Here is a 22,205-nt window from a genome sequence, read left to right on the forward strand (position 1 = left end):
AAGCAAGGAGAGATTCCGATGGTTCAATTGCATCCGATCCCCGCCAAAACCTGGGATCTGGAAAAGATCGGGGAATGGCTGAAAAAACCGATAGTGGATCACAGCGAAACTAAAATTGAAGAAGATCAGATTACGTATCCGCAGCTGCTTGGACAGGTGATGGGCATGACACTTGATGCCGACGAATATTTCGCCTCCATCTATGACGTCATCGAAGCAGCAGAAGGGCGGCTAATCCGTCTATCGGATAAAATGAATAAGCATATTGAGCAGGATCGGCTCCGGACATTGCAGGATCTGTTTGAAATGAATAAAAAGGAAAAAGGCCTGTCCCCGAATCGCATGGTAGCGTTCCTTGACGGTAAAGGCCTTCTTCCCAGATTAAAAGATCCCGGACTGAACAGACGCCTCCGCGTTGTACTAATCGACATCCTGAAAGCATTTCAGGAGCAATCTGGCGGGAGCACGACCCATTCTTCTTTCCGTCGTGTAACGACTGATCTAGTCAAATGGATGTTCAACCATATCGACCCTGAAATAGAAAAGTTGGATCTTGAAAAAGGGCTGCCGGGCTTTTTGTGGTATGGCAGCGCTTCGGAAAGTGAAACCTGGTTTTTGAAATTGGCAGCTGATTTCGGCTTCCACGTAATCGTCTATGATCCGAAAGGCGAAGGCTGGTTCGAACAGGCAATTGGAAAAGAAGGCCTTCACAGCCACAGCTTCCAAGTGAACACCGAGTCGCTTCTGCCTTTTCCGGAAGAAAAGCCGAAACGTGTCGGAACGGTCGCTTACCGGGCAACCCAGGAAGTGGATCGGCTGTTGCATCATGATGATTCCGGGCTTTACAAGCCGTTCCAATTCAAATCCTACCGGACACATTCGGTGCGATTGAAAACGACGATGGATGAAGCTTTCATGCTCGCCAAAGAACGAGCGATGGTCCGCCCCTCGTTTTCAGTAGCAAGTGGAAGCGTCAACATTCCTGTTGTTTTCTCTAAGCTCATGGGCATCGAAAAAGACCGTAAACGCTTTTGGGATAATGTCCATAACTTAACGGAGCGTGAAGATACAAAATTGGTACGCAGTTTTCCTTTTATGGAAGAACGAAAAGGCAATCAACAATTCCATTACCGCGCCGCTCTTGGAAAAGACGGACAGCTCGACCCGGAAAAAATGAAAGCCGCACATTGGTGGAAGTACAATAAGTTGCCGGACGGCGTCCAGACTGCCATTGCAGCAGCGATAGCGCGGCATGTTGAAAAGCCGATCCTGCTGCCGCTAAGCGGTGAATCGTTTGAAGACCTGCAGCTCTATGCTTTTTCCCAGTCCATGTCGCTGCCGGATTCGGTGGTTCAATTGATCCAATTGTTCGATTATCCGCAATTCGTACCGACGATGTTGTTTTACAACGAAGAAAAAGATGGCGAATTGAGCCGGGCGGATGCCAACGCAATCGCCTTGATCCATGTCTTCGGACTCGATGTCATCATCATCAATCCGCAAGGGCATCAAGACATTGAACGCTGGGTGGATCCCGAATCGTTCGATACACATTGGCTGGATGAGCGGAGCTTCAACGAGCCGTACCGGGAGCCTTCCGTAGTGAAAAAGATATTCAGAAAATGGCTGTAGCCACAAAGGAGTGAAATCGGATGACGAATATGCCAGATCAAATCGAACAGCAAGAATTGGTGATGAAAGATGAAACCCAACTCAAAGTTCAATTGAAGAAAGACCCTGAAGTCCTTCAATTGGCTTCAAAGATCGATCCGAAAAACCAAATCGCTTTATTGGAATTCGGCCGCGAGCCAGCCAATGAGATTTCCGCTTTTACAGGGAAGGTCCTGAATTCCGTCCAGGCAAACAGCATGGAAGAATCCAGTGAATTGCTGAAGCAACTCGGCAAAATCATGGATAAATTCGACAAGAAGGATTTTGTTGAAAAGAAAGGTTTCCTCAATAAAATCTTCAATAAAGGCAATAAAGTGATTGAGCAGCTGTTCAACAAATATCAGACCATGGGTACTGAAATCGACAAAGTATATGTTGAAATCACCAAGTATGAAGGCGAAATGAAAAAATCGACGACTACGTTGGAAGAATTGTATAACCAAAATTTCAATTATTTCATGGAATTGGAGAAGTACATCGCGGCCGGCGATATCAAAGTCGAAGAACTGAAAGCCCAAGAACCAGCTGTCCGTGCAAAAGCGGAGTCCGGCGACCAAATGGCCTTGATGGAACTGAATTCCCTGCAGAATGCTATCGAGCTTCTGGAACAGCGGGTTTATGATCTTGAAATGGCTAAACAGGTATCTTATCAGTCAGCACCTCAAATCCGCATGCTCCAGCGCGGGAACACAAAATTGATCGGGAAAATCAACTCAGCTTTCGTTACGACCATCCCGATCTTCAAAACGGGCTTGATCAATGCCATCGCGGCAAAACGCCAGAACCTGGTAGCTGAATCCATGAGTGAATTGGACCGGCGCACCAATGAGATGTTGTTGAACAATGCCAATGACATTTCACGCCAAAGTGTTGATATCGCGAGAATGTCGGGCCAACCGAGCATCAAGATTGAAACGATTGAACAAACATGGGAGACTATTATGCAGGGGATGAATGATACGCGCGAGATTGAGCAGGAAAATCGCAAAATGCGTGAAGAAGGTCGTCTCCGCATCGAAGAATTGCAGAAGAAATACGAAGACACGCAACGCAAAGCTAATTAATCGGAGGAGGAAATCAATATGTCAACTATCAATCTTTCAAAAGGACAGAAGATCGACTTAACGAAAACAAACCCGGGCCTAACAAAAGTAGTCGTCGGTTTAGGCTGGGATACCAATAAATACAGCGGTGGCGGAGATTTTGATTTGGATGCTTCAGTCTTCCTTGTGGGAGAAAACGGTAAATCACGCGGGCCGGAAGATTTTATCTTCTATAACAACTTGGTTGGTGCGGGTGGCGCCGTTACCCATACAGGCGATAATTTAACAGGAGAAGGAGAAGGCGATGATGAGCAAGTGATTGTCGACTTGCCGAATGTTCCTGCTGATGTCCATAAAATCAGTTTCACTGTAACCATCCATGAAGCGGACAGCCGCGGACAAAACTTCGGCCAGGTGTCGAATGCCTTTATCCGCATCGTGAACGAAAATTCAAACGAAGAATTGATCCGTTACGACCTTGGGGAAGATTTCTCAATTGAAACGGCTCTAGTGGTCGGCGAATTGTATCGCCATGGCAATGAATGGAAGTTCAACGCAATCGGCAGCGGCTATCAGGGCGGCCTTGCGGCATTAGTGAATGATTATGGCTTAGGCTAATTAACTAAAAACCGTTTATCAGTTTTGAACTGATAAGCGGTTTATTTTTTTGCTGAAAATGCAGGAAGCAGAGTTTTTACAGAGCTTGATCCGCTTTCAGCAAAGCGTTCAACAGGACATTGGCACTCTTTTCGATGTCTTCTGGAAGACTCAATTCCTGCGGGCTATGGCTGATGCCGTTGATGCTTTTGACGAAGACCATGACGGACTTGGTCATTGCCGCCAAGTTCATGGCATCGTGTCCGGCCATACTTGGAAGAACGATATAATGAATGCCGGATTCGGCAGCCGCCTCTTCCATGAAACCGATTAGCTGCCTGTTGAAATCGCATTCCTGTGTGTTGTAGTTATTGGCAATCGCCATTTTAACGCCATGTCTTTCTTCAATCATACGAAACGAATTATGGATGCACTGAACCAGGTTTCTGCGTTCCTGTCCGTCAGCAGAACGTACTTCAAGCGTAAACTCGACACGGCCCGGGATGATATTGGCGGCATTTGGAAACACTTCGAATTTGCCGACAGTGGCGACGGTATCGCTGTCGAGGGCAATCGCCAACTTCTGCACTTCTGCCACCATTTCACCGGCAGCCACGAGTGCATCTTTCCGGTTCTTCATGATGGTGGTACCGGAATGGTTTTGCTGGCCATCAATCGTAATCAGATCCCGGTAGATTCCGACAATACTGTCGACGATCCCGACGGATAAGTTTTCGTTCTCCAGCTTGCTTCCTTGCTCGATGTGCAATTCGAAATAGGCGGCCATTGTTTTCTTGTTGCCGGTGCCGACCTTTGAAAGGTCGCCGCCGGCTTTTTCAACTGCTGCAGCCAGGGTTCTTCCAGAGCGGTCTTCTGCCGCCAGCAATTCCTCTGAGCTGAGCTTTCCGCTCAAAGCCCGGCTACCCATGGTCGAAAAATTAAATTCATTGGCTTCTTCAGCAGTGAAGGAGACAATTTGCAGAGGATGGGCCAGTGTGACTTGATGTTCTTTTAAAGTCTCTACAATTTCCTTGGCAACCAAAACGCCTAAAGCACCGTCATACTTGCCTCCATTTGGAACGGTGTCAAGGTGAGACCCTATCACCAGTGGAGGACTCATCTCGTCAGACCCCGGTAAAGTTCCCCAAATATTGGCGATGGCATCGACGGATACAGTCATGCCGAGAGCCTCCAGCTCCTGACTGAAAAGCTCCCGTACCTGGTAATCGGCAGTAGAAAAACTGGGCCGAGTTACCCCGCCGCCTTCGACTTGTCCATACTTAGCATAAGCCTCGATAGCCGACATCAATCGGTTTATATTAATTTTCATTTTCATCCATGTTCATCCCTTCCCATGAAATTGTCCTTCAATAGTAGCATAATTACTACTGAATTCAGAATTTTGTACACAGCTTTTTTCAACTGTGCTATTCTCGAAGTGAGTCAGTAAAACAGAGAGGATGAAAAGCGATGGCAGTAATCGACCAAGTAAAGGAAATCAGAAGAGCTCTGCATCAAAATCCGGAACTGGGCGGAGAAGAATGGGAAACTTCTAAACGGATTCAGGAAGAGCTGCAAAAGGCCGGCATCCCCTTTAAAACAGGTTTTGCGAAAACGGGTGTACTGGGCATTATCGAAGGCAAAGGAGAGGGCGGAACGGTAGCGCTCCGGGCTGATATTGATGCTCTTCCGATTCTGGAGAAGACCGCTGTCGAATTTAAATCCAAAGTGGACGGCAAGATGCATGCCTGTGGCCATGACGCACATACATCAATGCTCTTGGGAACAGCCTTTAAACTGCAGGAAATGAAAGAGCAGCTGTCTGGTCGTGTGTTGCTCGTTTTTCAGCCAAATGAAGAAGCTTCGCCCATCGGTGGAGCGAGACCGATGATGGAAGATGGCGTCTTCGATGAATTCCAGCCGGATGTCATTTTCGGACAGCATGTATGGCCCGATTTGCCAGTCGGACAGATTGGTGTACGCGACAAAGAAATGATGGGCGCATCAGATAAACTGTCTTTCACAATCAAAGGAGCAGGCGGACATGCCAGTATGCCCCACCAAGGAAAAGACGCCATTGTCGTGACGGCTGAATTCATCTCATCTCTGCAGTCAATTGTCAGCCGGAACGTAAATCCCTTGGAATCCGCCGTGATAACCATCGGTACGATCGAAGGCGGCTATCGTTACAATGTCATAGCGGATCAGGTCGTGTTGAACGGAACGGTCCGCACCTATAGCAAAAAAGCCAAAGCAACTGTGAAACGGCGTCTGGAAAACTTAGTGAAAGGTTTTGAGATTGCTTATGAGGTGAAAATTGATTTCGACTATGCAGAAGGTTATGGAGCCACCATCAACACTCCAGAATGGTCAGAGTTAGTGCGCGAAAGTGCCAGCGGTCTACTGGGGGAAGAAGCTTTGCCGGAAGTCGACCCATCTATGGCGGGGGAGGATTTTTCCAGATTCCTGGAGAAAATTCCCGGCGCATTCTATTGGCTGGGATGTTCGAAAGCAGGAGAAGAATCACCCAAACCCCTGCACGATCCGGAGTTCTTTTTTGACGAAGACGCTTTGGAAATTGGAATTGAAACGATGACTAAAGTGACAGTGGATGCTCTGAATAAGCTAAAAGGATAATGTTGTAAAACACGTACAATATAAAACAAAAATTCATTAATTGTCGGAATCACTTGATTATTCGCTGTTTATTTGACTATACTATTAAAAAAGTTAAGATTTCAGGAATTTGAGGAGGCGTATTATGAAAAAACCGGAACAGAATGGGGAAAAAAAGGGAATCTTTATCCGTTTTCTAAATACCATTGAAAAGCTGGGAAATAAATTGCCCGATCCATTCATGATTTTTGTGTATTTAGCAATTGGTGTAATCATTGCATCATTCATTTTCAGCTTATTCGGTGCTTCTGTTGTCCATCCCGGGACAGGAGAGACGTTGGCGATTGAAAATCTGTTATCCTGGGGTGGTCTGCAGTATATCGTCACTTCAATGCTGACCAACTTTACCGGCTTTGCTCCGTTAGGGACCGTATTAGCCATTATGCTGGGAATTGGATTGGCCGAGAAAGTGGGATTGCTGGAAATCGCCATTCGAAAGACGATCATGAAAGCTCCAGCTTCAATCGTAACGTATGCCATCGCTTTTGTGGGGATCATGGGGAACATCGCTTCCGATGCGGCTCAAATCCTCATCCCGCCTTTGGCAGCCATGGTATTTTACAAACTGGGCCGCCATCCGCTTGCCGGACTGGCAGTAGGATTTGCCAGCGCCGGTGCTGGATTTACTGCAAACCTGCTGATTGTTGGAACAGACGCATTGCTTTCCGGGATTTCAACGGAAGCGGCCGCCATTTTGGATGATACGCTGATCGTAACTCCTGCGGATAACTGGTACTTCAATATCGTTTCGGTTTTTGTCATGACCATTGTAGCAGGATTAGTGACTGAAAAAATTATCGAACCGAAACTTGGAAAATACGAAGGAAAAGCTGTTATCGATGTCAGTGCTGAAGAACACCCGAAAGCCAACAAAGGCTTGCGCAATGCGGGGCTAGCGGCTCTTGCCTATATTGCTGTCATAGTGGTGCTAATTGTTTGGCCGGGTTCTTCTCTCCGCAATGAAGATGGCGGGATGATCCCTTCGCCATTCCTGTCGGGAATTGTCCCGATTATTCTTGGATTTTTCCTGGTTCTCGGCATTGCCTACGGAAAAACAGTCGGAGCCATCAAAGATTCAGGGGATGCTGTAGGCTTTATGGCTGAATCCATTAAAGATATGTCTGGATTCATTGTGCTTATTTTCGCTGCATCACAGTTTATCGCCTACTTTACGTGGACCAATATCGGAACTTGGATTGCCGTCAACGGGGCAGAATTTTTGACGCAAATCAACTTTACCGGCATCTATCTGATTGTCGGATATATCTTATTCACAGCCTCCTTGAACTTCCTGATCACTTCAGGATCAGCGAAATGGGCATTGGAAGCACCGGTATTTATTCCGCTGTTTATGCAATTGGGCTATCATCCGGCATTTACTCAGATGGCTTATCGTTTGGGGGATTCCTCAACGAATATCGTGACACCGCTGAATCCATATTTTATCGTCGTGCTTTCTTTCTTGAAAGAGTATGACAAAAAGGCTGGTATGGGTACCTTGATTTCATTGATGATTCCATATACGTTATCCTTCCTGGTGGTCTGGATCATCCTGTTCCTGATTTTCTTCTTTACAGGATTGCAATATGGACCGGGAATCACCCCTTATCTATAAAAAGAAGCATCATATTGAGGAGGACAACAAGTGACAGAGAAATTAATCGACGAACTGCTGCAGGAGGAGATGGTCAGTTGGCGGCGGGATTTGCATAAGCATGCGGAATCCGGATTCTTGGAAATGCGTACCGCTTCACTTGTCGCCAGCCGCCTAGCTGAACTTGGCTACCCGCTGCAGATGGCTGGGGAAGTGATGAAAGCCGATCAGCGGATGGGTGTTCCCAGCCAAGAAGTTCTGGAGGCGCATTATAACTGGGCACAAGAGAACGGCGCTGATCCAAAATGGCTGCCGAACTTCAAGGATGGCATGACGGGGATTGTCGCTGTGCTTGAAACCGGAAGACCGGGTCCGGTGCTGGCTTACCGCTTTGATATGGATGCTCTTGATATCCAAGAGGAATTGGCGGAAGGGCATATTCCATTCGATCATGGCTTCCAGTCGGTCAACGCAGATAAGATGCACGCTTGTGCGCATGATGGGCATACTTCGATTGGGCTTGGATTTGCGAAAATACTCATCGACAACAAAGATAAACTGGCCGGAACGATCAAGCTGATTTTTCAGCCGGCAGAAGAAGGTACGCGTGGAGCGAAATCAATGGTAGCGGCAGGCGTTGTTGACGATGTCGATGTCTTCATCGCCATGCACCTTGGAACCGGTGTTCCAACAGGTGAATTTGTAGCCGGCAATGCCGGTTTCCTGGCAACCACCAAGATGGATGTGGTATTCAAAGGCGTGGCTTCTCATGCGGGAGGCAAGCCGGAAGAAGGGCGCAATGCGTTGATGGCCGCGTCTTCTGCTGTGCTTGGACTGCACGGGATTCCCCGCCACTCGGCTGGAGCTTCGCGTGTCAATGTCGGCGTGTTGAACGCAGGTTCTGGACGCAACATTATTCCGGCAGCTGCTCATATGAAAATTGAAACCCGCGGAGAAACTTCTGAAATCAATGATTACATCCGGACACAGGCTTTTGCAGTTCTTGAAGGAGCTGCAGCCATGTATGGCGTCGAAGTCTCTACAGAAGTGGTGGGCGAAGCCAAAAGCAGCATTCCGAGCAAAGAGCTGGTTGAAAGCTTGCATGAAGTTGCCCAAAGCTCACCTTACTTCACCAACACCATTGACTGGTCCACTGATTCGGCAGGGTCCGAAGATGCGACCTATTATATGGAACAGGTAAAAGCGCATGGTGGATTGGCCACCTATTGCATCGTCGGCAGTGACTTAGCAGCCGGCCACCACAACGAAAGGTTCGATTTTGATGAAGCATCAATGTTGGCAGCTGTCGACTTACTGTACCGCTCCGCATTGAAACTAAGCAAAGCATGAAAAAGACGGCAGGTATTTCCTGCCGTCTGAGCTTGTAGACAAAAGAATATTGATGTCATTTAAAGAATGAATACACATTTGATCCTGTTTATACCGGATCCTGCGCTTCAGGCGGACGCTTTCCGCGAACTCGCCGCCTGGCGCTCCGGATCCTTGAGTGAAGGATTTTCTAGATTTGTTGGGACTATTTTTTCTAGAACAGACTAGCAAGCTTCTCTCTTTGATTGAAGCAATACGCTTCCAAGCGGGCTGGCCACGAAGACTCCTGTGGGAGCAGCGCAGCGATGAAAGCTGAAGACCCCGCAGGAAAGGCATTGGCCGAAACTTATGAGGCCAAGCCTTTGCGACGAAGCTAGCGCAGCGATGCAGGAGCATGGGTTTTCCAGTGACGAGGAGGCTGAAGCTGAGCCCACGGAAAGCGAAGTGGCCGGACTGGTTGGGGATTATGCACTGCTATACATTTTGGTCAGGCTTTGTCTATACTCTGAGACGGCAGGTATTTCCTGCCGTCTTTCTTTATGCCAATACCTATTCGATAGCCATACTTGATGAAATTCAGGTTAGGTACAAGGAAATTTGAGGGAAGATGATAATCAGGATCAGAACGATTATAAAGATCATAAAGAATGGGACAACACCTCGTATGACCTGTTCGACCTTTTCACCGGTTATCCCGCTAACAACGAAGAGATTGAGTCCAACAGGTGGTGTGATCATTCCCAACTCCATATTGACTACCATGATGATGGCGAAGTGGATGACATCGATTTCCAATGCTCCAATGATCGGCAGCAAAATCGGCAGCGTAATTAAAATGATGGCTGTCGGTTCCAGGAACATTCCAAGAACGAAGAACAGGATACTGACGATCAGCAAGAATGTCCATTTATTGAAGCCACTGTCACTGACCCAGGCGGCAAAATCTTGTGGAACCTGTTCAGTCGTCAGGAACATCCCGAAAACCAGGGCAGCTGCAATAATCAGGAAAATCATCGAGGTGGTATTGATGGACTCCTTGGTAATTTCGATAAATTGAGACCAGGTCATTTCTCTATAGATAACGATGGATACGATAATGGCATATAATGCAGCTACAAATGAGGCCTCTGTCGGGGTGACAATCCCCGTATAGATACTGCCTAAGATAAGAACCGGCATGATAAGACCCCAAGTAGCTTTCAGTGTAGGGCGCCACCGGTCTTTTAAAGGAACCTTCGGCAAGCCACCGTAATTTTTCCGGTAAGCTACAAGAACAGCATAAATGATTAAAGCTAGCCCAAGTAACAGTCCAGGAAGTATCCCGGCAGAAAATAATCTGCCTGTGGATTGTTCAGAAACTGAACCGTACAGAATTAACGGGATTGAAGGTGGAATCAGAATCCCCAATGTACCAGCGGCAGCGACCAGTCCCATTGAATAGCTTTTGTCATAGCCTGCTTTGACCATCATCGGAATCATAATGGCACCGATCGCAGCAGCAGTCGCTGGACTTGAACCTGAAATCGCAGCAAAAATCATGCAGGTGATGATGGTGACCACTGATAAGCCACCTTTAGTGTGGCCCACCCAGGAACGGATGCATTCGATCAAGTATTTGGATATTCCGCCTTTGGCCATGATCAATCCAGCGAAAACAAATCCGGGAATCGCCATCAAAGTGGTGCTGTTGACTCCAGTGAACATTCTCTGAATCACCGTATTCAATGAAAAGTCCACCATGTAGAGACCGACAATACTCGATACTGCCAAACTGATGGCAATCGGCACCCGTAAGAAAGCAAATACGAAAAGTAAGACGATTACAATTACTGCTGCTTCCATTCTGCATCTCCTCCGCCCGTAACATTTTCTTTCTTGACAAAGTATCGATAAGCTTTTTCACAAAAACGAATAAACAGCAAGGTTCCTGCAATTGGCATGATCAAGTAATTGATCCAGATCGGGAAGCCGACATCAATGGTTTTGATATCTTGGCTGTAAGCTGTGGTCACCATGTCCATTCCAGTCCAAATAATGAAAACACTGAATGCTGCGCCGACCACCAAAGTGAGCACTTGGGAGAAATGCTGCATTTTAGGACCGAATCGATCGTAAAGTACATCGATCGCAATGTGCTTATCTTCTTTTAAAGCGGAAGAGAAACCGATGAAAATGGCCCAAACTAAGAGCATGGTATAGATTTCCGTTGCCCAACTTTGCGAGCTCCCCATAATATAGCGCATGAAGACCGAGTAGAGGCTGATGCCGATTCCAAACAAGAACAAGACAATGGAGAAAGCGCTTTCAATATAATTCAAGTATTTCATTTGAATCCTCCTTTACCTATTTTGTATTTTGGATACGAAAAGAATTAGTCAAATCATAATACAAGTTTTATCGAATAACAAGTGAAAATTTAGAATTGACTAAAAGTTTAAGTGGGTAATTAGTGTCAATAAAATCCTCTCTGCTTTATAAATACAGGTTATTTTTTACTAATTGAAGTAAAATTTTAGCGTATATGAAAATTGAATATTCAAATTTATCTTTACAATCATTTTTTTATATGCTAATTTTGTTGTGAGTTGTATCCAAAATTCATTTGAAGGAGAGCAGCTTAAAATTTTTTGTATAACACGGAGAGCAGGGCTGAAAGAAAGGAAGGTGCAGCTCCAAAATGAAAGCCCTTACAAAAATGTTTTAAGTAGGCACAGGTCCAAAAACCAATAGGGGGGTTCTTTAGATGAAGAAGTATATTCTATCCACGTCACTTTTGATGTCAGCACTTGTATTATCCGCATGTGGCAGTGATGAAGCAGCGACCGGTGGAGAAGGCGGTGCAGAGGGTGTCCAGGAGATGACGATCAAATTCTCTCACGTAGTCGCTGAGAATACACCGAAACACCAAGGTGCTTTAGCTATGAAAGAGTATATTGAAACAGAATCCGATGGCGCTATCGAAGTAGAGATTTATCCAAATAGTTCGTTGTTCGGAGATCAGGATGAATACCAGAATCTGGCCTCGAATAATGTTCAGTTCATTGCACCGGATTTGACGAAGTTTGTCGGAAATAATCCGCAATTCAATGTGCCGGCTCTTCCTTTTATGTTTGATAACGATGAAGAGGCGATTGCATTTTGGGATGGCGAAAAAGGCCAGGAGATTTTGGGGAGCCTGGAAAGCGATGGCGTACTTGGATTATCAATGTGGCCGAACGGTGGTAAGCATATCACTAACAACGAACGGCCAATCGATTCACCGGATGATTTCCAGGGGCTGAAATTCCGTACACAAGGCGGCCAAGTATTGGAAGCTATCTACTCTGCTTTGGGAGCGGGCTCTGAGTCCATTCCGTTCGGCGAACTTTACACAGCGTTGGACCAAGGAGTAGTTGAGGGACAGGAAAATACATTCAGCAATATCGAATCCAAGAAATTTGATGAAGTTCAAGATTACATGACAATCATGAACCATACGCGTGTAGATTATGCTGTTTTCACGAATACAGAGTTCTGGGAAAGCATGAATGATGAAACAAAAGAGATAGTGCAGGCTGGCTTGGATGAAGGTACAGCGGTGGCACGTGAGGAAGCAACAAGTCTGAACGAAGAAGCTCTCGAATTGATTCGTGAAAGAGGGCTGGTTGAAATCATCGAGTTGACACCAGAACAAATCGAAGAGTTCCGTACAGCATTGGAGCCTATCTACGATGAGTTCGAAGATGAAATCGGCGCAGATGTATACGAAGCGGCGCGTGAAGCAGCAGGCCAATAATACTTGAAGAGAACTGAAAAAAGTTGGCTGTCACCATAGCCAGCTTTTTTCAGTTTAATATCCGGCTAAAGATAAGCATTGATTGAATACAGAATTTTTCACCGCTTGGCATCCAGAAAAAGAAAAAATAACTAACAGACAGGAGAATGGAATATGAACAAAGAGAAGTTTGAGCAGGGATTGGAAATACGAAGAAGTGTACTGGGCGCAGAATATGTGGACAAATCGATCCAGAATGCGACGGATTTTAATATGCCGATGCAGGAATTGGTGACGGAGTATTGCTGGGGAGAGATTTGGGCGCGGCCAGGCTTGCCGAAAAAGACACGGAGCATGCTGAATCTCGCTATGATTACGGCATTGAATCGGCCTCATGAATTGAAGCTGCATGTCAGAGGAGCTATCAATAACGGCTTAACAAAAGACGAAATTCAGGAGGTTTTCCTGCAGGCCGCCATCTATTGCGGTGTACCAGCGGCGATTGATAGCTTCCGGACAGCAAAAGAAGTATTTGATGAAATGGATAAAGAGCAATAATTCACTCCCTCTTAAACAAAGAGGATCCGCGATAGGAAAATGACGATAGTTACGGATAAAGCGCTGAAAATAGTTGATGCAAGAACAGCTTGAGCCGCAAATGCAGTTTCATTTTCGTATTCCTGTGCAATGATGGCACTATTTACGGAACTTGGAACGGCGGAAGCGATGAACATCGCTTGAGCTGTGATGGTGTCGACGTTAAGAAATTGAATGATGATAAAGGCGAGAAGCGGACTGATGATGAGCCTGACACCTACGCTCAAGTAAACAGTAACCATATTCTTAGTGAAATTCAGTTGAACGACTTGCGCACCAAGGGTCAAAAGAGCCAATGCAATCAAGGCATCTGCAATATAAGAGCCTGGTGTGTACAAGAATTGCGGAAGTGTTAGGTCAAAGGCATTCAGTATGAGACCGAAAAACATCGCATAAAGCACCGGCATTTTAAAATAAGGGACGGTAGCCTTAATCTTGGACTTGTCCAGTCGCTGCAAGCTGATAATGCCGTAGGAATAGACCAGCAAGTTTTGAAAAGTAAGGACCAATACCTGGACCGCCATAGCGATCGGATCCTGGCGAAATGCCAAGTCATTAACGGAAATGCCGTAATTTCCTGAGTTGTAGAACAAAGAACTATGTGAAAAGGCGATACTGAGCCCTTTGCTGAAACCGAGAAGCTTGCTGATTAACTTGGATACAAAATACAAAAATAAAGACAAAAAAATAAAAAACACCAATACTTTAAAAAACATTTCTAAAGCCAAATCAGTTTCGTAAAGACGGATAAAAATTAATCCTGGCACTAAATAATAAATATTGATTTTTGCCAGCGTATTCAAATCAAAATGGAATTTCAAATGCAAAAATGCCCCAAGTCCAATCAAAATGAGAATGGGGACGATGATATTCAAGAAAATATTGAAAATCTCCATAACACTCTCTCCTTCCATTCATTAAGCAGTCTGCCTGATTCTTGTTTCTGTACAATATACACCATTAAGAAAATTATACCAATCAATTTTGGGACTGAGGTGAATCAAAATGAAACTGCCAAAAAAAGTGAAGATAAACGAAGTGGTATTAAGGGATGGACTGCAGTTGGAAGACAAAGTACTGACGGTGGACGAGAAAAAAGCCTTATTTGATCAATTGGTGAAAGCCAATCTTCGAACAGTGGAATTCGGTTCTTTCGTCCATCCGAAGCTGGTTCCGCAAATGGCAAACAGTGGGGAACTATTTGAGTTGATTTCAAAAGAAGCGAATCAACTCGAACTGATTGCCCTAATCCCGAATTTAAAGGGAGCAAAGAATGCACAGGAAAAAGGTGTAGAAAGATTGAATTTCGTCTTTTCGGCAAGCGATACGCATAACCAGCAAAATGTGCAGAAAAGTACAGAAGAATCATTGCACGATCTCAAAGAAATTCTTGTTTATTGCGAAGACCATGCAATGTTAGTGAATGTATCGGTTGCCACGACTTTCGGCTGTCCGTTTGAAGGTGAAGTGAGCAAGGACAGAATCCAGTGGATCCTCGAGCAATTGGTGCCGTTGAATGTAGAGACCATTACGCTCGCAGATACCACCGGCATGGCGAATCCGCAGCAGGTCTACGATTTGGTGTCGGAGATGACAACCAAATTTCCGGAACAATCGTTCAATCTTCATTTCCATAATACAAGAGGCATGGGGCTTGCCAATATGCTGGGGGCTATGCAGGCCGGCATCACGAGTTTTGATGCTTCTTTAGGCGGTCTTGGCGGCTGCCCATTTGCCCCTGGTGCGACAGGGAATATCTGCACAGAAGATGTGGTCCACATGCTGCACAGCATGGGAATCGAGACCGGGCTGTCACTTGAAGAATTGATGGCAGCTTCAAGAACGCTTCAACAATATGTTGGCCACGAAACACCCAGCTACGTTCTGAAAGCAGGCCCCTACGACCGGAAATATCCAGTTCCGGCAAACAAATAGAACTTTTAGAGATGATTTGGAGGATGCGACCATGGCCAATTGGGAAACCTTGAACTTAATTGACGAACACCGTAATGAAAACGTCTTTGTGATTGAATTGAATAGGCCGGAGGCGATGAACTCGCTGAATACGAAAATGGGCATCGAGCTGGTTGACTGCCTGAAATCACTGGAGCAGGAAAAGGAATTGCGGGTTCTGGTGCTCACTGCCAAAGGAGAAAAAAGTTTTTGTGCAGGTGCGGATTTAAAGGAACGGAAAGGGATGACCAATGAACAATGGAAACAGCAGCATGACATTTTTGAAGATGCTTATGAATTGCTGCGGAACTTCAAGTTTCCTGTCATTGCAGCCGTCAATGGCTTTGCTTTAGGCGGCGGCATGGAGATGCTGCTGAGCTGCGACCTCCGCTATGCAGCGGAACACGCCAAGATGGGATTGCCTGAAGTGAAACTCGGCATCATCCCGGGTGTAGGCGGAACGCAATTATTGCCGCGTGCGATTCCAGTCGGATTGGCAAAAGAGATGTTGTTTAGAGGAAACCAGGTGGATGCAGCTAAAGCAGTGGATATCGGCATTCTAAATGGCGTCTTTTCGAAAGAGGAGCTGATGCCGAAGACGCTGGAAGTGGCGAAGGAAATTGCGCGAAATGCGCCGTTATCCCTGCAATCCATCAAAAAATCCATCTCTACCGGCCTTCATACGGACATCAATACGGCCCTGTCGATTGAACTTGATCAATATTATAAATGTGCAAATTCAGCGGATCGCCTCGAGGGTGTTTTGGCCTTCAATGAAAAACGGAAGCCGGAATGGCAAGGGAAATAACAAAGTGCTGATGCTGTAGCGCATTAGTGGAAGGAGAACCTAAAATGGAGTTAAGCAGACAATTGGCGAGGTACAGCTTAGAACTTTCATACGATGAGTTGCCGGAAGAAGTCGTAGAGTTTACGAAGTTGTGCATTCTTGACTATTTTGGGTCAGCGATTGCGGGGTCGGATAAAAGCCCAGTTCAAATGGTCAGCGATTTAGTCAATGAAATGGGTGGCTTTGAACAGGCGAAACTGGTCACTGGAGGAAAATCCAGTGCCGTTCATGCGGCTTTAGTGAACGGAGCAGCAAGTCATGTAATGGAACTTGATGACATCCATAAAGGGTCCATTGTACATGCGGCAACGGTCGTTATTCCTGCGGCACTTGCGGTTGCGGAATGGAAGAAGCTTAGCGGAAAAGAACTGATCACGGCAGTAGTGGCGGGATATGAAGTCTGTTTTAGAATCGGGGAAGCGGTATCGCCTTCTCATTATTACTACTGGCACAATACAGCTACATGCGGCACTTTTGGTGCTGCAACAGCGGCCGGAAAACTGCTCGGTTTAACAGAAGATGAAATGGTCAGCGCCTTAGGAAATGCAGGTTCCCAGGCTGCGGGATTATGGGAATTCATCGTCGATGGAGCGATGACCAAGCAGTTGCATACTGGAAAAGCGGCAATGAACGGAACAATGGCCGCTTTATTGGCAAAAAAAGGATTTACGGGACCGAAAAAGATACTTGAAGGCGACCGGGGCTTTTTTAATGCGATGAGTGAGGAACATGATGCTTCAAGAATAACCGAAAACCTGGGTCAGGAGTTCAAGATTCTGGAGAATTCTTTTAAAATCCATGCTTCATGCCGCCATACCCATCATGCTGTCGATCTACTGATCGATGTCTTTAAGGAGCAGAACCCCGCATTGGACGAAATCGAATCGGTGGAAGTGGATTCCTATCAGGTTGCGCTTACGATTACAGATGATCCTGATCCACAGACAGAATATGCTGCTAAATTCAGCCTCCAATTCTGTTCGGCATTGGCCTTGTTGAATGGCCGTGCGAGTCTGGATGACTTCAATGGAGATAAGCTATGGGATGAAGATATTCGATCGCTGGTGAAAAAAGTCAATGTCCACACGGATCCCGCAATTGATAACGGTTATCCGAAGCAGTGGGGAGCTGCAGTCAGTGTTCTGCTGAAGAATGGGGAGAAAATCAGCAAGCAAACTGATTTTCCAAAAGGCGACCCTGAAAATGCGGTGACTTCAGAAGAACTGCTTGAAAAATTCATGGGAATGGCCACGAAGTTACCTACTGAACAGCGGCAGGCATTAGCGGAGAGCTTGATGGACTTAGAATCAGCAGAGAATGTCGGTGATCTGATGGATACATTGTAAAACGGTTTTTACCGCGATTGAACCGGAAGCAGGATAAAAAGAATTCATGCAAAGAGGGCGTCTTTATGGAACAAAACAGTGAGCAAAAACTGGAAATCGCAAAACTGCAAAAGCAATTGGAATCCTTCAATCCTATTGAACTGGAGCAGGCTGCCTATTTATTGTCGCTCTTGCAGGAGCCGCAGGCTGATTCAACCGGAAATGCTGTACCCATGCATTTTTTTGGGCGTTTTTTAGGGATGGTGCAGAATCAGAACGGTACGACAGAGATGGCATTGGGGTTTCAGAACGAAAATACTTATGGTGTGGCACAGGGCGGTTCCATTTATACACTGGCCGATGTCGCCATCGGTTTTAGTATCCTGCAGAATTTAACAGAAGGTGAAAAAGTCTTCACTTTGGAGCTGAAAGTGAATTTTATTGAAAAAGGGCAAGGTTCCCGTTTAATTGCGACTCCCCTCATTTTAAGGCAAGGCAGAAGCACGGTCGTTTCTGAATGTTCGATTCACGATGTCTCGGGGAAATTAGTCGCGAAAGCGCTGGGTACCTTTTATATCAGTGGTGCATCAAAAAGGAAGGAGGGAGACAAGTGAATGAGATTACTTACGAAACTATTGTGGAAGAAGTAAAAGCCATGTGCATGGAGTCCAATTACAATCTTGGAGAAGATGTCTACTCGGCATTTAAACAGGCATTGCAGACGGAACGTTCAGAAACCGGCAAGGAAGTGTTGACGCAGCTGATTGATAACGCAGATATTGCCAAGGCCGAAAGGGTGCCCATGTGCCAGGATACCGGGACTGCAGTGTTTATGGTCGAGGTTGGCCAGGATTGCCATATTGTTGGCGGAAGATTAGTGGATGCCATCAATGAAGGGGTGGAAAAAGGTTATGGAGAAGGCTATTTAAGAAATTCCATGGTCTACAATCCGATGAACCGAAAAAATACTGGAAACAATACGCCAGCCATTGTCCATATCGATTTGGTTGAAGGGGAAGAGCTGACTCTCCATATGACAGCTAAAGGCGGCGGGGCCGAAAACATGAGTGCATTGAAGATGCTCAAGCCATCTGATGGAATGGAAGGGATTAAGGATTATATTTTATCCATCGTTAAAGAAGCAGGGCCGAATGCCTGTCCGCCGCTGGTGGTCGGCATTGGAATCGGCGGAAATTTTGAACGCTGCGCTTTTTTGGCGAAAAAATCATTGTTCCGCCCTTTAGGGGTGCGCCATGAAGATCCGGCAGTTGCAGAGCTTGAGCTGGAATTGATGGAACAAATCAACCGCCTCGGCATCGGCCCGCAAGGAATGGGCGGCAGCACGACCGCACTGGATGTAAAAGTGGAACTCGAGTCCTGCCATATTGCGGCTTTGCCGGTGGCTGTCAATTTGAACTGCCATGCGAGCCGCCACCAAACGATTAAACTGAAGTGAGGTGAAAGTGCATGCAGAAGAAAATCAACCTGCCTTTACGAGACGAAGACATCGAATCGCTGAAAGCAGGAGACCGCGTATTGCTTTCCGGTATCGTCTATACAGCAAGGGACGCAGCCCATAAGCGAATGGTGGAACAGGAAAAAGATGGAACACCGCTTCCGGTGGAGCTGGATGGCCAGGTTTTGTATTACACGGGGCCGACTCCTGCAAAACCTGGAGAAGTGATCGGTTCGGCGGGACCGACGACGAGCGGCAGAATGGATCTGTATACGCCGGCTCTTCTTGAAAAAGGATTGAAGGGAATGATCGGCAAGGGATATCGAAGTGAAGAGGTCATCACTTCCATGCTCCAACACAAAGCGGTTTATTTCGGTGCTGTCGGTGGTGCTGCAGCGCTGATTGCCCGCTCAATCAAAAAAGCGGAAGTGGTCGCCTATGAAGATCTGGGTACAGAAGCTATCCGGAAACTGACCATTGAAGATTTTCCGGTATTTGTCATCAATGATATCCATGGCGGTGATATTTATAAGGATGGCGTTGCGAAATACAAACAATGAGGATAGTCGACAAGATACCCAAAAAGGGGGCAACATGGATGAAAGCAGGAATTATCGGGTTGGGCAATATGGGCGGCCGTATGGTGAAAAGGCTGCTGGAGCAAGGAGTCGAAGTGGGTGTTTTTGACGTCAATAAAGAGTTCGTCCAAAAATTCGTGGAGCTTGGTGCAAAAGAAGCTGAAAGCCCCGCAGATTTAGCAGAAAAATATTCATACATCCTGACAGTCTTGCCGAATGTATTCATTGTTAAAGAAACGTTGACTGGTCCGGAAGGGTTGATGGAAGGCATGAATTCAGACAGCCTGCTGATTGAAATGACGACGTCCATTCCTTCAGTAACAAAAGAACTGAGTGCCTTGCTGAAAGAAAAAGATCTGAAGATGATTGATGCCCCCGTGAGCGGTGGGGTCAAAAAAGCGGAAGAAGGCACTTTGTCCATCATGGTCGGAGGCGAGGAAGCAGACTTCGAAAGAGCAAAACCGCTGCTTGAATGCATGGGAGCCAATATTTTTCACGTCGGCGAAGCAGGGGCGGGCCATACCATAAAAGCGTTGAACAATATGATTTCCGCAACAACATTAGCAGCTACGGGAGAAGCGATGGCACTTGGCGTCAAATTAGGTCTTGATCCTGAAAAGATGCTGAACGTTATCAACGCCAGCACCGGCAGAAGCTTTTCCAGTGACTTCAAATTTCCCAATCAAGTGCTGACGCGGAAATTCGAAGTTGGCTTTACGTTGGATCTGATGGTCAAAGATCTGAAGATTGCGATGGCGATGGCGGAGGAAGAAAAAGTGCCGATGTTCATTTCCAGTGCATCGTTCCAACTTTGGAAGCATGCCTGGTCCCAGGGCGGCGGTGATCAGGACCATACCGCCATTGTGAAATATATCGAAGACATGTTCGCTGTGGAAATCAAAGGGTCCTGATCAACCCAATACTCGAAGGTGGTTTTTAATGATAAAATGCAATTATTCTTTCCTGCAGTTAAAGGGGAACGTGTTTAAGGGGTGCCATATGGAAAAATTTAAATTAACAGAGCAGGATAGAGCCACTTTGCAATATAAAGTAACAAATAAACTGAGGGAATTGATACTCAAAGGCGAATTCAAAATGGGCGAGCGTTTGATGCAGGAGGAATGGGCACAAAAGTTGGGCGTCAGCCGGATGCCTCTTAGAGAAGCATTGCGTCAGCTGGAAGTGGAAGGGTTGGTCAGAATCGAGCCAAGAAGAGGCGCGGTGGTCACGCCAATTTCCACAGAGGATATTGAAGAAATCTATCAATTGAGAGCTCTCTTGGAAGGACAGGCAGTCGTAAAGTCGCTCCCTTATTTAGGCGATGAAGAAATTGAGGAACTCCAAAATCTATACGATGAAATGATCAAACTGAAAGCCGATGAAAACGATGTTGAAATCTTTATGAAATTGAACGCTGAGTTTCACCGGATTTTAAGGGAGAGCTGCCCTTGGAGAAGGATCCAGGGGTTTATTGAAACTTTATGGAAAGGAATTCCTCCCTATACACCAAGCCTGCTGTCGAACCATCTGGCGGATTCGCACGAAGAACATCGCTTAATGCTGGAATACGTCAAACAGAAAGACGAAGTCCAGTTAAGGAGAATCACCGAAAAGCATATTCTGAGAACGAAAGAAAACTTAATTGAAATGATGAAAGAATAAAGGGATTTATTTGTTGAGTGTTTGATAAAGGGAGAGGGGCAGACAGTATGAAACAAATCGAGTTAGCGGTTATTCCAGGAGATGGCATCGGAAAAGAGGTGGTTCCGGAGGCATTGCGTGTCCTGGATGTGATAGCAGAAATCCACGGTGGATTAAAGTTCAACTCAATCCACCACCCATGGAGCTCGGAATATTATGTCCAACATGGAATAATGATGCCGGCGGACGGCTTGAGCCAAATCGCACAAAGTGATGCGGTTTTCCTGGGGGCTGTCGGGGACCCCGACTTAGTGGCTGACCATATTTCACTGGGAGGGTTGCTGCTGAAAATCCGACGGGAATTTGAGCAGGTTATCAATATCCGGCCTGCCAAGCAGCTGAAAGGCATCGTCTCGCCTTTAGCAAATCCGCGGGACTTCGACATCATGATTGTCCGTGAAAACAGCGAAGGCGAATACAGCAGTATTGGCGGCAGAGTCCACAGCGGAGAAGATGAAATTGTCATCCAAAATGCGGTGTTTACCAAAAAAGGGGTTTCCCGTGTCATCGAGTATGCATTTGAATTGGCAAAACAACGGAACGGAAGGGTGACGAGCGCCACCAAATCCAATGGAATCGTACACTCCATGCCGTTTTGGGATGAAGTCTTCAAAGAAGTCGCAACCAATTATGAAGAAATTCAAACCAATAGCGAGCACATTGATGCACTCTCTGCTTTTTTCATCACCAAGCCGCAGACGCTGGATGTAGTAGTAGCCAGCAACTTGTTCGGTGATATTTTAAGCGATATAGGCGCTGCCATAATGGGCAGCATCGGAATAGCGCCGGCAGGAAATATCAATTTAAATGGCAAATACCCATCCATGTTCGAACCGGTTCATGGCTCAGCACCGGATATTTTTGGCAGAGGGATCGCTAATCCCATCGGGCAGATCTGGACAGCCAAAATGATGCTCGACCATTTCGGAGAACTGGAAATGGGTACATTGTTGCTCGAGGCTATCGAAGCTTCTATGCAATCCGGCATCAAGACGGCGGATATTGGCGGCAGCTCTTCCACTTCCGAGGTAACCGATGAAATAATTGCTAATCTTAGAAAACAGTAAGTTGTCGCGGAGTGCTG

General features: G+C 46.2%; 21 protein-coding genes. 17 read left to right on the forward strand and 4 right to left on the reverse strand.

Going from position 1 to position 22,205, the window contains the following annotated elements; genetic code table 11:
• Window positions 1–18: 18 nt before the first annotated feature.
• From ACRC6Q_RS02820 to ACRC6Q_RS02830, 3 genes are read left to right on the forward strand one after another with little or no spacing between them, the layout of a single operon-like run.
• Window positions 19–1,632 (forward strand): YceG family protein, encoded by a 1,614-nt coding sequence (locus ACRC6Q_RS02820; protein WP_431465764.1) that lies wholly within the window; start codon window positions 19–21, stop codon window positions 1,630–1,632.
• Between the two features lie 20 nt (window positions 1,633–1,652).
• Window positions 1,653–2,735 carry a toxic anion resistance protein gene (locus tag ACRC6Q_RS02825; RefSeq protein ID WP_223640385.1) on the forward strand — a complete coding sequence of 361 codons (1,083 nt, stop codon included), beginning with the start codon at window positions 1,653–1,655 and terminating at the stop codon, window positions 2,733–2,735.
• Between the two features lie 18 nt (window positions 2,736–2,753).
• Entirely contained in the window at window positions 2,754–3,332 is a 579-nt protein-coding gene (locus ACRC6Q_RS02830; RefSeq protein WP_223640382.1) for a TerD family protein, read from the forward strand.
• Window positions 3,333–3,408: 76 nt separating this feature from the next.
• Here ACRC6Q_RS02830 and ACRC6Q_RS02835 read toward each other — a convergent pair whose 3' ends face one another.
• Window positions 3,409–4,647: a Zn-dependent hydrolase gene (locus ACRC6Q_RS02835; protein WP_431465765.1), complete on the reverse strand. Its 1,239-nt coding sequence runs from the start codon at window positions 4,645–4,647 to the stop codon at window positions 3,409–3,411.
• A 134-nt stretch (window positions 4,648–4,781) separates the two neighbouring features.
• Here ACRC6Q_RS02835 and ACRC6Q_RS02840 point away from each other — a divergent pair, with 134 nt between their 5' ends.
• The 3 genes from ACRC6Q_RS02840 to ACRC6Q_RS02850 all read left to right on the forward strand — a co-directional run bounded on the left by ACRC6Q_RS02840 (window position 4,782) and on the right by ACRC6Q_RS02850 (window position 8,931).
• Window positions 4,782–5,948 carry a M20 metallopeptidase family protein gene (locus tag ACRC6Q_RS02840; protein ID WP_223640376.1) on the forward strand — a complete coding sequence of 389 codons (1,167 nt, stop codon included), beginning with the start codon at window positions 4,782–4,784 and terminating at the stop codon, window positions 5,946–5,948.
• 124 nt (window positions 5,949–6,072) lie between these two features.
• Window positions 6,073–7,602, forward strand: coding sequence for an AbgT family transporter (locus tag ACRC6Q_RS02845; RefSeq protein WP_223640373.1), 1,530 nt, complete (start codon window positions 6,073–6,075; stop codon window positions 7,600–7,602).
• A 30-nt stretch (window positions 7,603–7,632) separates the two neighbouring features.
• Window positions 7,633–8,931: an amidohydrolase gene (locus ACRC6Q_RS02850; RefSeq protein ID WP_317851929.1), complete on the forward strand. Its 1,299-nt coding sequence runs from the start codon at window positions 7,633–7,635 to the stop codon at window positions 8,929–8,931.
• Between the two features lie 555 nt (window positions 8,932–9,486).
• Here ACRC6Q_RS02850 and ACRC6Q_RS02855 read toward each other — a convergent pair.
• Window positions 9,487–10,752 (reverse strand): TRAP transporter large permease, encoded by a 1,266-nt coding sequence (locus ACRC6Q_RS02855; protein WP_223643577.1) that lies wholly within the window; start codon window positions 10,750–10,752, stop codon window positions 9,487–9,489.
• Window positions 10,737–11,237, reverse strand: coding sequence for a TRAP transporter small permease (locus ACRC6Q_RS02860; protein WP_223643575.1), 501 nt, complete (start codon window positions 11,235–11,237; stop codon window positions 10,737–10,739). Before ACRC6Q_RS02860 ends, ACRC6Q_RS02855 begins: the two co-directional genes overlap by 16 nt.
• 416 nt (window positions 11,238–11,653) lie before the next feature.
• Between ACRC6Q_RS02860 and ACRC6Q_RS02865 the strand changes: the two genes are divergently transcribed.
• Together ACRC6Q_RS02865 and pcaC are read left to right on the forward strand one after the other, a co-directional pair.
• Entirely contained in the window at window positions 11,654–12,685 is a 1,032-nt protein-coding gene (locus ACRC6Q_RS02865) for a DctP family TRAP transporter solute-binding subunit (protein ID WP_223643574.1), read from the forward strand.
• 153 nt (window positions 12,686–12,838) lie between these two features.
• Window positions 12,839–13,222, forward strand: a complete 384-nt coding sequence (pcaC, locus tag ACRC6Q_RS02870; RefSeq protein WP_223643573.1) for a 4-carboxymuconolactone decarboxylase — start codon at window positions 12,839–12,841, stop codon at window positions 13,220–13,222.
• Between the two features lie 11 nt (window positions 13,223–13,233).
• On the opposite strand, the gene ACRC6Q_RS02875 is transcribed toward pcaC, so the two are convergent.
• Window positions 13,234–14,157, reverse strand: coding sequence for an AEC family transporter (locus ACRC6Q_RS02875; RefSeq protein WP_223643571.1), 924 nt, complete (start codon window positions 14,155–14,157; stop codon window positions 13,234–13,236).
• Between the two features lie 109 nt (window positions 14,158–14,266).
• Between ACRC6Q_RS02875 and ACRC6Q_RS02880 the strand changes: the two genes are divergently transcribed.
• From ACRC6Q_RS02880 to ACRC6Q_RS02920, 9 genes are all read left to right on the forward strand, one after another.
• Window positions 14,267–15,196: a hydroxymethylglutaryl-CoA lyase gene (locus tag ACRC6Q_RS02880; protein WP_223643569.1), complete on the forward strand. Its 930-nt coding sequence runs from the start codon at window positions 14,267–14,269 to the stop codon at window positions 15,194–15,196.
• 31 nt (window positions 15,197–15,227) lie between these two features.
• Window positions 15,228–16,022, forward strand: coding sequence for an enoyl-CoA hydratase/isomerase family protein (locus ACRC6Q_RS02885; RefSeq protein ID WP_223643567.1), 795 nt, complete (start codon window positions 15,228–15,230; stop codon window positions 16,020–16,022).
• A 44-nt stretch (window positions 16,023–16,066) separates the two neighbouring features.
• The gene (locus tag ACRC6Q_RS02890) at window positions 16,067–17,407 is read left to right on the forward strand and encodes an MmgE/PrpD family protein (RefSeq protein ID WP_431465766.1); all 1,341 of its coding nucleotides are present in this window, start codon (window positions 16,067–16,069) and stop codon (window positions 17,405–17,407) included.
• A 65-nt stretch (window positions 17,408–17,472) separates the two neighbouring features.
• Entirely contained in the window at window positions 17,473–18,000 is a 528-nt protein-coding gene (locus tag ACRC6Q_RS02895; protein WP_431465767.1) for a PaaI family thioesterase, read from the forward strand.
• Window positions 17,997–18,842, forward strand: coding sequence for a fumarate hydratase (locus ACRC6Q_RS02900; RefSeq protein WP_431465768.1), 846 nt, complete (start codon window positions 17,997–17,999; stop codon window positions 18,840–18,842). The genes ACRC6Q_RS02895 and ACRC6Q_RS02900 overlap by 4 nt, the downstream gene beginning before the upstream one ends.
• Window positions 18,843–18,853: 11 nt before the next feature.
• A complete protein-coding gene (locus tag ACRC6Q_RS02905) occupies window positions 18,854–19,402 on the forward strand; it encodes a Fe-S-containing hydro-lyase (RefSeq protein WP_223643558.1) in 549 nt (182 codons plus the stop codon).
• A 38-nt stretch (window positions 19,403–19,440) separates the two neighbouring features.
• The gene (locus tag ACRC6Q_RS02910; RefSeq protein WP_223643556.1) at window positions 19,441–20,331 is read left to right on the forward strand and encodes an NAD(P)-dependent oxidoreductase; all 891 of its coding nucleotides are present in this window, start codon (window positions 19,441–19,443) and stop codon (window positions 20,329–20,331) included.
• A gap of 88 nt (window positions 20,332–20,419) precedes the next feature.
• Window positions 20,420–21,082 carry a GntR family transcriptional regulator gene (locus ACRC6Q_RS02915; protein ID WP_223643554.1) on the forward strand — a complete coding sequence of 221 codons (663 nt, stop codon included), beginning with the start codon at window positions 20,420–20,422 and terminating at the stop codon, window positions 21,080–21,082.
• Between the two features lie 47 nt (window positions 21,083–21,129).
• A complete protein-coding gene (locus ACRC6Q_RS02920) occupies window positions 21,130–22,188 on the forward strand; it encodes a tartrate dehydrogenase (RefSeq protein ID WP_431465769.1) in 1,059 nt (352 codons plus the stop codon).
• Window positions 22,189–22,205: the final 17 nt, after the last annotated feature.

This window comes from Planococcus sp. SE5232 (assembly GCF_050686535.1).
Taxonomy (GTDB): Bacteria; Bacillota; Bacilli; order Bacillales_A; family Planococcaceae; genus Planococcus.